This is a genomic window from Clostridium sp. CM039, from assembly GCF_055081075.1.
In genome coordinates this window covers 1,485,157-1,498,556 of sequence record NZ_CM143649.1, presented here as the reverse complement: position 1 = coordinate 1,498,556, position 13,400 = coordinate 1,485,157, and the positions used below count along the sequence as shown (strand labels likewise).

Annotated in this window: 14 protein-coding genes and 1 riboswitch; of the genes, 11 read left to right on the top strand and 3 right to left on the bottom strand. The window is 32.9% G+C overall.

The features are described 5' to 3' along the window. Window positions 1-4: 4 nt before the first annotated feature. The 3 genes from ACWJJ2_RS07050 (at window position 5) to ACWJJ2_RS07040 (ending at window position 3,720) form a co-directional block, all read left to right on the top strand. Window positions 5-1,783, top strand: a complete 1,779-nt coding sequence (locus ACWJJ2_RS07050; RefSeq protein ID WP_462954324.1) for a BlaR1 family beta-lactam sensor/signal transducer — start codon at window positions 5-7, stop codon at window positions 1,781-1,783. 36 nt (window positions 1,784-1,819) lie between these two features. After that, a complete protein-coding gene (gene bla, locus ACWJJ2_RS07045) occupies window positions 1,820-2,752 on the top strand; it encodes a class A beta-lactamase (RefSeq protein WP_462954085.1) in 933 nt (310 codons plus the stop codon). 461 nt (window positions 2,753-3,213) lie between these two features. After that, window positions 3,214-3,720, top strand: a complete 507-nt coding sequence (locus tag ACWJJ2_RS07040; protein ID WP_220286625.1) for a GNAT family N-acetyltransferase — start codon at window positions 3,214-3,216, stop codon at window positions 3,718-3,720. A gap of 488 nt (window positions 3,721-4,208) precedes the next feature. Here ACWJJ2_RS07040 and ACWJJ2_RS07035 read toward each other — a convergent pair whose 3' ends face one another. The 3 genes from ACWJJ2_RS07035 to ACWJJ2_RS07025 are packed head-to-tail and all read right to left on the bottom strand — an operon-like array spanning window position 4,209 to window position 5,648. After that, the gene (locus tag ACWJJ2_RS07035; RefSeq protein WP_462954084.1) at window positions 4,209-4,646 is read right to left on the bottom strand and encodes an FAD-dependent oxidoreductase; all 438 of its coding nucleotides are present in this window, start codon (window positions 4,644-4,646) and stop codon (window positions 4,209-4,211) included. After that, the gene (locus ACWJJ2_RS07030) at window positions 4,625-5,332 is read right to left on the bottom strand and encodes an oxidoreductase (protein ID WP_462954083.1); all 708 of its coding nucleotides are present in this window, start codon (window positions 5,330-5,332) and stop codon (window positions 4,625-4,627) included. The genes ACWJJ2_RS07035 and ACWJJ2_RS07030 overlap by 22 nt, the downstream gene beginning before the upstream one ends. 55 nt (window positions 5,333-5,387) lie before the next feature. After that, window positions 5,388-5,648 (bottom strand): hypothetical protein, encoded by a 261-nt coding sequence (locus ACWJJ2_RS07025; RefSeq protein ID WP_216303807.1) that lies wholly within the window; start codon window positions 5,646-5,648, stop codon window positions 5,388-5,390. Window positions 5,649-6,201: 553 nt separating this feature from the next. On the opposite strand from ACWJJ2_RS07025, the gene ACWJJ2_RS07020 reads away from it, so the two are divergent. The 8 genes from ACWJJ2_RS07020 to grdB all read left to right on the top strand — a co-directional run bounded on the left by ACWJJ2_RS07020 (window position 6,202) and on the right by grdB (window position 13,379). Next, the gene (locus ACWJJ2_RS07020; protein WP_462954082.1) at window positions 6,202-6,981 is read left to right on the top strand and encodes an acyl-CoA dehydratase activase; all 780 of its coding nucleotides are present in this window, start codon (window positions 6,202-6,204) and stop codon (window positions 6,979-6,981) included. 17 nt (window positions 6,982-6,998) lie between these two features. After that, window positions 6,999-8,144 (top strand): double-cubane-cluster-containing anaerobic reductase, encoded by a 1,146-nt coding sequence (locus ACWJJ2_RS07015; RefSeq protein WP_220286627.1) that lies wholly within the window; start codon window positions 6,999-7,001, stop codon window positions 8,142-8,144. A gap of 239 nt (window positions 8,145-8,383) precedes the next feature. Continuing rightward, window positions 8,384-8,452: riboswitch (glycine riboswitch) on the top strand. An 82-nt stretch (window positions 8,453-8,534) separates the two neighbouring features. Further along, window positions 8,535-8,912: a GrdX family protein gene (locus ACWJJ2_RS07010; protein ID WP_187351433.1), complete on the top strand. Its 378-nt coding sequence runs from the start codon at window positions 8,535-8,537 to the stop codon at window positions 8,910-8,912. Window positions 8,913-8,943: 31 nt separating this feature from the next. Next, entirely contained in the window at window positions 8,944-9,864 is a 921-nt protein-coding gene (gene trxB / locus ACWJJ2_RS07005) for a thioredoxin-disulfide reductase (RefSeq protein ID WP_165413472.1), read from the top strand. Between the two features lie 18 nt (window positions 9,865-9,882). After that, window positions 9,883-10,215 (top strand): thioredoxin family protein, encoded by a 333-nt coding sequence (locus ACWJJ2_RS07000; protein WP_216303811.1) that lies wholly within the window; start codon window positions 9,883-9,885, stop codon window positions 10,213-10,215. 32 nt (window positions 10,216-10,247) lie between these two features. Continuing rightward, complete coding sequence (locus ACWJJ2_RS06995; protein ID WP_462954081.1) at window positions 10,248-11,534, top strand: glycine/sarcosine/betaine reductase component B subunit; 1,287 nt, start codon at window positions 10,248-10,250, stop codon at window positions 11,532-11,534. Between the two features lie 25 nt (window positions 11,535-11,559). Further along, window positions 11,560-12,024, top strand: coding sequence for a glycine/sarcosine/betaine reductase complex selenoprotein A (gene grdA, locus ACWJJ2_RS06990; protein ID WP_165413475.1), 465 nt, complete (start codon window positions 11,560-11,562; stop codon window positions 12,022-12,024). A gap of 50 nt (window positions 12,025-12,074) precedes the next feature. Then, on the top strand, window positions 12,075-13,379 hold the full coding sequence (gene grdB / locus ACWJJ2_RS06985) for a glycine reductase complex selenoprotein B (RefSeq protein ID WP_165413476.1): 1,305 nt from the start codon (window positions 12,075-12,077) through the stop codon (window positions 13,377-13,379). Window positions 13,380-13,400: the final 21 nt, after the last annotated feature.

Below are 13,400 nucleotides of genomic sequence, written 5' to 3'. Positions count from 1 at the left end.
TATTATGTTAATATCTAAGTTTTTTTCTCATTTAATTTATTCTTCCATTACTAGTAGCATAGTGATATTTGGCATATTGTTAATTAAAATTTTATTTAATAAGAAATTGGGGGCAAAATGGAATTATTATATTTGGTTTATACTAATTTTAAAATTACTAATTCCTTATTTTCCTCAAATCCCAGTAAGTATAGATAGAATTATAAGCTTTTTTTCAAACATTGCACACAAAAGCATGAATATTACCAATGTAACAGTTTCAAATAATTCACATAAAGAATTATCTATGTTAATGGATTCAACGAAGGACTATGCTATTTCTATAAATAGAGATTATTCAATATTTTATATTCTGTGGTTAATAGTTTTTCTTATAGGCTTTGCCTTAATTGTTATAACCAATATTAAGCTTAGGGCAGGAATAAAAGATAGACCACAAATTTATGATGAAAATATTAAGGTTTTATTGGGAGGCTGTAAAAAAGATCTAAATATAAATCGTAGCATAAACATTGTAAGAATAGATGGTGATAGATGTCCAGCACTTTTTGGATTTATAAACCCCTATATTCTTATTCCTGATGGAATAGAAGAGAAAATTACACAGGATGAGATGAGATATATATTGCTACATGAACTAGCTCATTACAAGAGAAAGGACATGGCTGTAAGTTTGTTAATAAGTCTACTACAATTAATTTATTGGTTTAATCCTATTATATATTATGGTTTTTATCTTATGAAAAAAGATATGGAAATAGCTTGTGATGGACATGTTCTTTCAAAAATAAATGAGGAAGAGATAAAAGGCTATGGCCTTACTATTATTAAACTTCTAGAGCTAATTGCTTATAATAGAAATAATATTTTCACGCTTGGTATTATAAAAAGCAAAAATAATGCAAAAAATAGGATAAAAATGATAGCTGGATTTAAGAAAGATTCAAAAGGTATAGTGTTGACTAAAACAGTTGTTTTTATTATTTTAACATGTATGTTTTTAGGTAGTACACAAGGAAATGCCATAGTAAAGGATAAAAAAGTATTAGAAAAAAATAGTGTTCATAAAGATTTAAGCAGATTTTATAAGGGCTTTGAAGGAAGCTTTGTATTGTTTGATGTTAATAAAGGAGACTATATAGTTTATAACAAAGAGAAAAGTGAAAAAAGAGTATCACCTTGCTCAACCTATAAAATAGTAGAAGCTTTGATAGGGTTAGAAACAGGTGTTATTAAAGATGAGAAAGAACTTTTCAAATGGGATGGGAGTAAATATCCTTATAGGGAGTGGAATCAAGATAATACATTATTTTCTGCAATGAAATATTCTGTAAATTGGTATTTTGAAGAAGTAGATAGAGAAATAGGCAAAAATAAATTGAAGTACTATATAGATAAGATGGATTATGGTAACAAGGATATTTATTCTCTACAAGCTGATTACTGGCTTCAAGCTTCTTTAAAAATTTCACCTATAGAACAGGTGGAAATGCTAAAAAAAATGTATAATTATGAATTGCCTTTTTCCAAGAAAAATATAGACATAGTAAAAAATTCAATAAAAATAATGGAAGATGGGGAAAGAGTAATGTATGGCAAGACCGGTTCAGGTGTTGAAAATAATAAAGAAGTTAATGGTTGGTTTGTAGGATATATAGAAGAAAATAATGATATGTATTTTTTCGCGACAAATATTGAAGGAAAAAATGGTGCTACAGGCGTAAAAGCCAAGGAAATAACATTACAGATATTAAGAGATTTAGGTAATGTTATGAAAAAATAACTTAACAGATTGATTAAATAACAAAGGAGAATTTATATGAAAAAATTAGTAAATTCAAAATTCAAGGTAAATAAGTTTAAAATTGCTATATTTATGCCGCTTATGATCTTTTCTCTTACTAGCTGTGGAAAGGTAGCAACTCAGCCACCTGTAAACACGAAGTCTGACACACAATATAATTCGTCATTTTCACAACTTGAAAGTGATTATGCTGTTAAACTTGGTGTATATGCTTTTGATACAGAGACGAATAAAGAAGTCGTATATCGTGCTGATGATAGGTTTGCTTACTGTTCTACATTCAAAGCTTTAGCCGCTGGTGCTGTTTTAAAACAAGATTCATTAGAGCAGCTTAAACAAGTAGTTAAATATAACAAAGAAGATGTTCTCTCTCATGCTCCAATTACAAAAGATAACGTTGATAAAGGCATGACCATTGAAGAACTTTGCAATGCAGCAATACGTTTTAGTGATAATACAGCTGCAAATCTTTTATTTGATCATATAGGTGGACCTAATGGTTTTAAATCTGTACTTAATCAATTAGGGGATAACGTTACGCAACCTACACGTATAGAACCAGATCTAAACGAAGCCATACCTGAAGATATTAGGGACACTAGCACACCACGACAATTGGCAACTGATTTGCAAGCATACACAACTGGAGATATATTAACAGACGATAAGAAAAAAATTCTTATTGATTGGATGACAGGAAATGCAATAGGTAATACACTAATTCGTGCAGGAGCACCAGATGGCTGGGTAGTTGCTGACAAAAGTGGAGCTGGTTCTTACGGAACAAGAAATGATATTGCCATAGTAATGCCACCAAACAAAAAACCTATAATTATTGCAATATTGTCAACTCACGATAAAAAAGAGGCTAAATACGATGATAAACTGATTGCTCAAGCTTCTAAAATTATATTTGATTCTTTTAGCACAACTGAAAATAACAATTAAAGTAAGTTTGCCTATGTATTAAATTAGCGGAAAATCTCTAGCAAGTAAAACAGGAACTGCTGAACTGGAAAAGAAAAGTGCAGATGATAAAAATGGAAAATAAAATTTAATGTATTTAACTCAATATTATTAAAAGGAAAGATTAAAATGGCAAATAAGTAAGTTGAACTTTCAACTAAATTATATGAATTTATAATGGATGAAGAAATTAAACAGTTAAAAATATCATTTAAAGGTTTTAGTGAACAAGAAAAGCAAATGGCAACTGAATTAGTAAAAAGAATGAGTGAAATATAGAAAAATATTGGCTCGATATAAAAAATAAATCAGTGTTAGCAAAGCAAAATAATTCAAGGTAATATTTGGGTGTAATAGATTAACAAAGTAGAAATATGGTAACTAATACAGAAGTTTATATATAGGCAAAACAGGGGCTATTTGTAGCTGTAAGGAGGATTGAAATGGAATTTAGAAAAGCAGTTGAAACAGATGCTAATGATATAATGAGTATTATTATGCAGGCACAAGCATACTTAAAAAAACATGGGATTAACCAATGGCAGAATAACTATCCCAATGTTGAAATAATAAGTAATGATATTGATAATAAAAATGGTTATGTACTGTTAAAAGACGATAATATTGTTGCTACGGCAGCAGTTTCTTTTGATGGAGAAAAAACATATGACTCTATTTATGAGGGGCAATGGATTAGTGATAATGAATATGCAGTTATTCATAGAATCGCTATTGACAACAATTATAAAGGATTAGCATTAGCATCACAGATTATCAAAAATATAGAGCAGATTTGTTTGAATAAAGGTGTGTACAGTATAAAAATGGATACACATGAAGAAAACTTATCTATGCAAAAGCTGCTTAAGAAAAACAAATTTCAGTATTGTGGAATAATTTATTTAGAAGATGGAAATAAAAGAATAGCTTTTGAGAAAACACTATACTAAAAAATAGTCACAAAATCATGAGTAATCTTAATTAATGGATCTTCATTAGAATTACTTATGGATATATTTAATCATTCGTCAAAATCACAGACTTTAAGATACATTGGGATTACTGAAGAACAAAAGAGGGAAGTTTATTTGAAATCTAACATCGGATAGAAAAATGTACCCCTATTTCAAGCTAATATACATTTTTGGCGGGATAGGCAGAAACACCCAATATAAAAAATACCTCCTGTTAAGTTTATCGTATCTTAACAAGGAGGTATTTTTTATAAATAATTCTTTAGCTCTTATTGACATTTTTTTAAAAAGTATTCTATGTGATGTGAAACTATTTCTTTACAATAATCTGTAAGATCAAATTCTCCATTTTTGAGACCAATTGTATATCGTCCCCCTTGAGATTAGAAGCAATTCATCACGAATTTGATTTGCTCGATAATCAGTTGTCAAAACACTCTCATCCTGTGCTTTTTGTATGAGTATCAACAAATTGCTTGAATTGCTACTTCAAATGCGTCCCAAATAGATTTCATAATGTTCTTAACTTCCCTAGAATCCCCAATGTTATATGTTTCCTTTTTACTTTTGTCAAGTATGCTTTGTAGTGGATTATGAGGCTCGTACCCTGTTGCAGCTATTATTGTGTCTGCGTTTAATATACTTTCTCCATCTTTATTAGAAACTTTAACACCATTCGAATCTATTTTTTCAATCTTTGTGCTAGTCATTACTTTAATATTGTTGAATGGAAGTAAATCCTTCATCATATCCCAGTTCATAAATGGCATATTGTGAGGACCACCGCAAATAACCGGAAGCATTTCTATTATGCTAACATTTTTGCTCATTTTTGACAACCAAAGACCGGTTTCACAACCAACAAGACCTGCACCTATTATTACAATATCTTTACCAGCCAAGGATCATCCATTCTACCTGAAATAGTGACTGGAACATCCACAACCTGCTTAACTTGTCTACCGAATTCTCTGTACATTCCCTTATCGTTAAAATACATTGGTGGGTGATTCCAATACCAAGAATCATAAGTCCCAGCATCAACATTTAGCATATCATAGCCCGCTTCTACTAATATTTTAGCTGCTTCCAATCCTTCTTCTGTGTCCTTACCAACTTCATCAAATTTTTCTCCTGGTAATGCGCCTTGACGAAGTCCCTTCATCATACTCTTAACACTGAAACGTAGTGAAACTGGGAAATCTTCACCACATTGTGCCTTGATTCCCTTAACTATATCAGTTGCGATTTTCAAACGGCCTCTTAAGTCTCCGCCATATTCATCAACTCTTTTGTTAAAGAAACCGATTGCGAATTGATCTAAAAGATATCCTTCGTGTACAGCATGGACCTCAACTCCATCAAAACCTGACTGTTTTGCCACTGCTGCTGATTTTATGAAGTTTTCTATTAAAACTTTTATATCTTCAGTAGTCATTGCTTCATGAGTTAATCTTGGGTCAAAGCGGTTTTCTGCCTTTGAAGGAGCAATTGGCTTTTTATATAGTCCAGGCATTGCAGAACGTCCCAAACCACCTGTCAATTGTAAAAATATTTTTGCATTATAAGAATGAATTCTTTCATTCATTGGAGCTGTTGACATATTAAAGCATAGTGGATTATAAGTAGGGCAAGGTTGAATTTTATTTATCCCAGTTTTCTGGTACAGGCTTAGTGATGTATTCAGTTCCTGAGAATATAGGGCAAGCACCACCAAATTTACCAACCACACCATCAATCATCTTAATTGAATGAGGAACACCTGCTGGAATATAAACAGCACCTGGAGTTTTAATTTCGTAATAGTCATCACCTAAAGTTACTGCGATAGTAGCTGCATTTTCTTCTCCTAAGATTAAATACATTTCATCTCCATAATGAATATGTGGAGTTGCCTTTCCCATAATGCTTTAGCTTCTGGAACAATGCTAGAGCTCATAATCAATTCTAATTGTTTTAACAACATACCCCATAGAGAATATTTACATAACATATTCACCGAATGCGTTATGTAAATATATTCTATAACAATGATAAAAAAATGTAAACAATATGATTTAAAACCATAAATTACAATTAAATTTACGCTGCAAATTTAATTGTAATTTATGGACTATCATTGCTTACAGAAGTGAACAACAAGTTAATAAAGTAATCGATGAAAACGAATCTGATATAAAAGAAAAAAATACATACAAAATGAAACTTGCAACATTAGAAGGTTATAAAAAGTTAAATAACAGTAACACACTCTGATTCAGAAATCTATACCTGAAAAACAGTTATAATTCCAATATAATGCATAATGTTCATTGTGAATAAACTGTAAATATAGTAAAATAATATTATGTTTTATATATTATGGAGGGAATGAAAATGAATTGCAAAAATGTGTGATTAGTTTAGAGGTTTATTATTTTTTTAATTATTTACAATAAGAAAGTGAAGGTGAAGGACATGCTATACATAGGAATTGACATTGGATCAACTGCTTCTAAGGTATGTATTCTTGAACATGATAAAATTAAAAATACTTTTATTTACCCAACAGGTTGGAGTAGTGTCAAAACAGCTGAGGAAATAAAACAAGCAATAGAAAAGCTAGGAATGACCTCTAGTAATAGTAAAATAGTTGCAACAGGGTATGGAAGGGTTTCTGTACCCTATGCAGATAAAACAATAACTGAAATAACTTGCCATGCAGTTGGAGCGTATTACTTATTACATGAAGATTGTACAGTTATTGATATAGGTGGACAAGATACAAAAGTTATAACTGTTGAAAGTGGTAAGGTTACAAATTTCTCTATGAATGATAAGTGTGCAGCTGGCACTGGTAAATTTTTAGAATTAATGGCTGGAACACTAGGATTCGATATTGATGAACTTTGCACTGAAGCCGCAAAGGGGAGTGGAACAACTATCAGTTCAATGTGTACCGTTTTTGCAGAATCTGAAGTCATTAGTCTTATTGGTAGTGGAAAAAAACGTAAAGATATTGCATTTGGTGTTATAGAATCTATTACAGGTAAAGTAAAATCTCTGTGTCAAAAACATTCTGATTCACATAATTATTTCTTAACAGGAGGACTTTGCGATAGCCCATTTATTGTGGATCAACTTTCAGAAAAATTAGGTTCACCTGTAGCTACTCAAAAAATGGCAAGATATGCAGGTGCTATTGGAGCGGCTATAATGGCAAGCAGAATTGAAGAAAATTCTAATGAAGCATTATAACGGAGGGGGATATATTAATGAATAACTTACCAGAAAAATTTGAGGATTTTAGTGAAGCAAGAAGAAATGCTTTTTTAAGCATCAAGAATTTAAAAGATGAAGGCAAGAAGGTTGTGGGGGTGTTTTGTACTTTCACACCAACAGAAATAATAATGGCCGCAGATGCTATTGCAGTTTCATTATGCAGTATGACTGAGGAACCTATAGCTGATGCCGAAAGGGATTTACCAAGAAATCTATGCCCATTAATTAAAGCATCTTATGGCTTTGCAATTACAGATAAATGTCCATTTTTCTATTTTTCCGATATGATTGTTGGAGAAACTACATGTGATGGAAAGAAGAAGATGTATGAATATTTAGCAGATATTAAGAAGACTCATATTATGCAGCTTCCTCAAAACTGTAATGATGAGGATTCTTATAAACTATGGAGCAATGAATTAGTAAAGCTAAAGAAGTGTCTAGAAAATTTTTATGGTGTTGAAATTACGGATGAAAAGATTAAAATAGCGATTAAGCTTAAAAATAGGGAAAGAGTAGCTCTAAGAAAGTTTTATGAGCTAGGCCAGCTAGAACCACCAGCAATTACAGGCTACGAAATGCATAAGGTTCTATCTGGAGCAGGATTTAAATTGGATAAAGAAGTATTGATAAAAGATCTTGAAAGCATAACAAGTGAGTCACTAGATAGGTATAATAGTGGGGAAAGAAAAGTTTCGAGTGATGCAAAGAGAATACTTATTACAGGATGTCCTCTAGGACAAGGAACTGAAAAAATAATTAAGGCAATAGAAGAGAATGGTGGAGTAGTGGTATGCTATGAAAACTGCGGTGGAGCTAAAACAACAGAGACATTGGTTGATGAAAACAAGGATCCTCTTTACGCTTTAACAGAAAAATATTTAAATATTGGATGCTCTTGTATGACTCCAAATGATAACAGAATAGATTTGTTAGAAAAGTTATGTAAAGAATATAAAGCTGACGGAGTAATAGATGTAATACTTCAAGCTTGTCATACGTATAATGTAGAAACTCTTAGATTAAAAAGAGTTTTGAACAAGAAAAATATTCCATATATGAGCATTGAAACAGATTATTCTCAAGCAGATATAGGACAAATTAATACAAGAATGTCAGCATTTATAGAGATGTTATAATATAAATGATTTAGATGGATATTATTTCAATTTATAGATAGTATTTGAATTAAAAGCTTTACATTGTTAAAAAAAAGATTATAATAAAGTTGTAATAACTTTTAAATATTGATAGATGATGTTTTCGGGAGATTAAGCTTAAGCTTAGTTATTTAATATAACATCCTTAAATGGATAGCCGAAGGGCCAAGTATTACATGCGCTGTAATATGAATATCTCAGGCAAAAGGACCGAAGATTGATATACCTCTGGAAAGCAATTGCACCGAAGGAGTAATTCTCTCAGGTAAAAAGACAGAGATAAAGGCTTAAATGAGCTTCTTATCTTTGTCTTTTTTTATGCGCAAGCGGAAATAAATTGAATTAATGTATTTGTAAGGGGGGGATTAATTGATAGAAGAAGTATTGATTGTAACTAATAACCCATTATGTCTAGACAAATTTGGTGAAAAATATAAAGTCGAATTTTTAAGTACTGGAATAATGAATGTACTAAAAGCTGTAAGAAATCATATTCATAAGGGACACCTTTTGCTCACACATCCGCTTTCTAGTAGCATAAAGCCAAATGAAACGCCCTACAAAACTGTAATAATAACAAAATCAAAAAAAGAAGTAATAGATTTACAGTCAGTTAATTTTATTGAAGAATCAATACACACAACTGAAAAATTCATTAAAGATAGGGGAACACCAGCATGGTCAGATGCGGTGCGAAATGATTTCATGTTAATAGATTACGATATTATAAGTCATGGTCTAAATTGAAAATAAATGCAATATACTGGGAGGGCTTAAAATGGAGCATATTTATGACACTATAATTATAGGAGGTGGCCCAGCTGGGCTATCGGCAGGGCTTTACGCATCAAGGTCAAAACTTGATTCTATAATAATTGAACGAGGAAAATTTGGAGGACAGGCCGCAATAACAGATGAACTTGCAAATTATCCTGGCTCAATTGAAGGGTGCACTGGTCCAAAATTGATTAAAAGAATGAGAACTCAAGCCGAGGAATTTGGTACAAAGTTTGCAAAAGATACTGTAGAAAATATTTTACTTGAAGGTGAAATAAAAACTGTTAAATGCAAAAAAGAAACATATAAGGCTAAAACTATTGTAATTGCAACAGGCGCTTATCCCAGATTAGCAGGTTTTAAAAATGAAAATGAGCTACGGGGCAAGGGAATTTCATATTGCGCTACCTGTGATGCTGATTTCTTTACGGAGCTCGATGTAGCCGTAAATGGCGGTGGAGATTCCGCCATAACTGAAGCAATTTATCTCACGAAGTTTGCAGATAGTGTAACAGTAATTCATAGAAGAGATGAATTAAGAGCTTGTAAATCAATTCAAGAAAAAGCTTTTGCTAATCCAAAAATCAAGTTTATATACGACTCAGTTATAGATGAGGCAGAGGGCGATGAAATACTTGAAGGCCTTAAGGTCAGAAATGTTAAAACAGGCGAAGTTCAAAAAGTGAAGGTTGATGGATGCTTTGTATTTGTCGGATACATTCCTATTTCAGAAATATTCAAAGGCAAGGTCAATATGGATGAAAGTGGTTATGTAATGACGAATGATGATATGGTAACCAACATTCCAGGCGTTTTCGCAGCTGGAGATATTAGGGTCAAGAATTTGAGACAGGTTATAACTGCAGCAGCTGATGGCGCAATAGCAGCAACTTCTGCAGAAGTATATATAGCAAATAAATAGAATTAGGGGGTATTTAAAATGATTAGTTTGACAAAGGAAAATTTTGATGAGGAAGTAGTATCTTATTCTGAAAAAGCAGTATTTGTTGATTTCTGGGGTGACAAATGTGAAGTATGTAAGGAACTTATGCCTGGAGTACACGAACTAGAAAACAAATATAGCGATAAAATCAAATTTGCAAGTCTTAATATCGGTGGTTCTAGAAGACTCGCTATATCTCAAAGAGTACTTGGACTCCCAACGATGATAATTTATAAAAATAACGAAAAAATAAGCACTATTACCCCTGAAAACATCGAAACAATTGATGATGTAGAGAATTTTATTAAAAGCGTTTATGAAACATTGTAATAAATGGCTAAACTATTTCGGAGGTGGAAACTTTGCGTTTAGAACTTGGTGAAATTAAAATTAATGATGTTCAATTTGGCACTTGCACAAAGGTTGAAAAGGGAGTTCTTTTTGTAAATAAAGAAGAACTGCTTGCACATATAGGCGGAGATGAAAGAATTGAAAGTATTAGCATTGAAATTGCAAGACCCGGAGATGAGACAAGAATAATTCCAGTTAAAGACGTTATTGAGCCAAGGGTAAAGGTATCAGGTAGCGGTGGGATATTTCCAGGATTTATAAGCAAGGTTGATACAGTTGGAAATGGAAGAACAAATGTTTTGAAAGGCGCAGCTGTTGTAACTACTGGAAATATTGTTGGGTTCCAGGAAGGAATGATTGACATGAGTGGAATTGGTGCTAAATATACACCATTTTCAAAATTAAACAACGTTGTAATAACATGTGAAACAAAGAAAAGCGTACTTCCACATGATCACGAAGAAGCTGTTAGAATGGTTGGATTTAAGGCTGCAACATATCTTGGTGAATGTGCAAGAGAACTTGAGGCTGATGAAATTAAGACTTTCGAAACACTTCCTCTTTTAGAACAGGTAAAACAGTATCCTGATCTTCCTAAAGTAATATATGTATATATGCTTCAAAGTCAGGGGCTTCTTCATGACACTTATGTATATGGAGTTGATGCAAAGAAAATAATACCTACATTCATATACCCAACGGAAATATTTGATGGTGCTATTGTTTCAGGAAACTGTGTTTCAGCTTGTGATAAGAACCCATCGTATGTTCATATGAATCATCCTGTAATTGAGGATTTGTATGAGAGACATGGTATTGACTACAATTTTCTTGGATGTGTATTAACTAATGAAACTGTATACCTTGCAGATAAAGAAAGATCTTCAAGCTATACTGCAAAATTAGTTGAATATTTAGGTGCAGATGCAGTAATAATTTCTGAGGAGGGTTTTGGAAATCCAGACGCAGATTTAGTTATGAATTGTAACAAGATTTCAGCACTAGGAATTAAAACAGTACTAATAACCGATGAATATGCTGGTCAAGATGGAGCTTCACAATCACTTGCAGATTCAACTCCTAAGGGCGATGCAGTAGTAACTGCTGGAAATGCAAATGAAGTTATTGTACTTCCCACAATGAAGAAAATTATCGGTCATCCAGAAAATGCAAATGTTATTGCTGGAGGACATTTTGGAAGTTTGAGAGAGGACGGCTCAATTGAAGCTGAAATCCAGGTAATTACTGGAGCAACAAGCGAAGTTGGTTATAATACTTTAAGTACAAGAGGGTACTAATTTTTTTATAGAAAGGATGATATAAATGTTAAAAGGTAAAAAAGTAATTGCTATAGGTGATAGAGATGGAATACCAGGTCAAGCAATCGAAGAAAGCGTAAAAACTGCAGGAGCAGAAGTAATATTTGCTTCAACAGAATGCTTTGTCTGAACTGCCGCTGGTGCTATGGATCTGGAGATCCAAAAAAGAGTTAAAGAATTAGCAGACAAGAATGGTGCAGAAAACATTGTAGTTATACTTGGTGGAGCAGAAGCAGAAGCTTCAGGACTTTCAGCTGAAACAGTAGCTGCAGGGGACCCTACATTTGCAGGCCCACTTGCAGGAATTGAACTTGGTCTTGCTGTTTATCATATGATTGAGCCAGAAATAAAGGATGAATGTGATGCGACGGTTTATGATGAGCAGTGTGGAATGATGGAAATGGTTCTAGACGTTGACGATATAATTAAGGAGGTAAAGACAATAAGAGATGAGTTTTCAAAATATTAATTTTAAGTTTAAAAAGTAAATTCAAAATATGAGAAAAGGGGGAAACCCAATTGATTAAGGTAGTTCATTATATAAATCAGTTTTATGCTGGTATAGGCGGAGAAGAAGAGGCAAATTATAAACCAGAAGTAAGAGAAGGTTTCGTTGGTCCTGGAATGGGGCTAAACAAAATTTTTAAAGGTGAAGCTGAAATAGTTGCTACTGTTATTTGCGGAGATTCATATTTCAATGAAAATCTAGAAAAAGCAAAAGCTGAAGTAATTGAAATGATAAAAAGTTACAACCCTGATTTAGTAATTGCAGGCCCAGCTTTCAATGCAGGAAGATACGGAATGGCATGTGGTGCTGTTGCAAAAGAAGTTAAAGAAAAATTAAATGTTCCTGTGCTTACAGCAATGTATATTGAAAATCCTGGTGCTGACATATATAAAAAGGACGCATATATTATTGAGACTAGAAATAGTGCGGTTGGTATGAGGCAAGCACTTCCCGCTATGGTAAAGCTTGGTTTAAAACTTGTTCACGGTGAAGAAATAGGATCACCTGCAGAGGAAGGTTATATTGAAAGAGGAATAAGAAAGAATTATTTTGATACAGTTAGAGGTTCAAAAAGAGCAGTTAATATGCTCGTTAAGAAGCTTAAAGGAGAGGAATTTGCAACTGAGTTTGTAATGCCTGTATTTGATAGGGTAGAGCCAAATGCAGCTATAAAAGACATAACCAAAGCTAAAATTGCATTAGTTACATCAGGTGGAATAGTTCCAAAAGGTAACCCTGACCATATTGAATCCTCAAGCGCTTCAAAGTTTGGTAAATATGACATTTTCGGTGTTGACGATTTAACAGAGGCGACATATGAAACTGCACATGGTGGATTTGATCCAACTTATGCCAATTCTGATTGTGATAGGGTTCTTCCAGTAGATGTATTAAGACAAATGGAAAAAGAAGAAAAAATAGGTTCGCTTCACAGATATTTTTATTCTACGGTTGGAAATGGTACATCCGTTGCCAATTCAAAGAAATTTGGAGCACAAATTGTAAAGGAATTGTTAGCTGATGGTGTGGATGCTGTTATATTAACGTCAACATGAGGAACTTGTACACGTTGCGGTGCAACACTCGTTAAAGAAATAGAGCGTGGAGGACTTCCAGTAGTCCACATGTGCACAGTAGTTCCAATTTCACTTACAGTTGGAGCAAATAGAATAGTACCGACAATAGCTATCCCACATCCACTAGGAAACCCTAGTTTAGAGAAGGAAGCTGAAATGAAGCTTAGATATAAACTGGTAGCTAAAGCACTTAAAGCATTAGAAACCCAAGTTGATGGGCAAAAGGTTTTTGAAGAATAAAACTATTATTAAAAAATGCAA

Excerpts from the sequence above, each read along its gene's own strand:
- ACWJJ2_RS07050 (WP_462954324.1), top strand. The coding sequence starts at position 5 with ATGTTAATATCTAAGTTTTTTTCTCATTTAATTTATTCTTCCATTACT.
- bla (WP_462954085.1), top strand. The coding sequence starts at position 1,820 with ATGAAAAAATTAGTAAATTCAAAATTCAAGGTAAATAAGTTTAAAATT.
- ACWJJ2_RS07040 (WP_220286625.1), top strand. The coding sequence starts at position 3,214 with ATGGAATTTAGAAAAGCAGTTGAAACAGATGCTAATGATATAATGAGT.
- ACWJJ2_RS07030 (WP_462954083.1), bottom strand. The coding sequence starts at position 5,332 with ATGAATGAAAGAATTCATTCTTATAATGCAAAAATATTTTTACAATTG.
- ACWJJ2_RS07025 (WP_216303807.1), bottom strand. The coding sequence starts at position 5,648 with ATGGGAAAGGCAACTCCACATATTCATTATGGAGATGAAATGTATTTA.
- ACWJJ2_RS07020 (WP_462954082.1), top strand. The coding sequence starts at position 6,202 with ATGCTATACATAGGAATTGACATTGGATCAACTGCTTCTAAGGTATGT.
- ACWJJ2_RS07015 (WP_220286627.1), top strand. The coding sequence starts at position 6,999 with ATGAATAACTTACCAGAAAAATTTGAGGATTTTAGTGAAGCAAGAAGA.
- trxB (WP_165413472.1), top strand. The coding sequence starts at position 8,944 with ATGGAGCATATTTATGACACTATAATTATAGGAGGTGGCCCAGCTGGG.
- ACWJJ2_RS07000 (WP_216303811.1), top strand. The coding sequence starts at position 9,883 with ATGATTAGTTTGACAAAGGAAAATTTTGATGAGGAAGTAGTATCTTAT.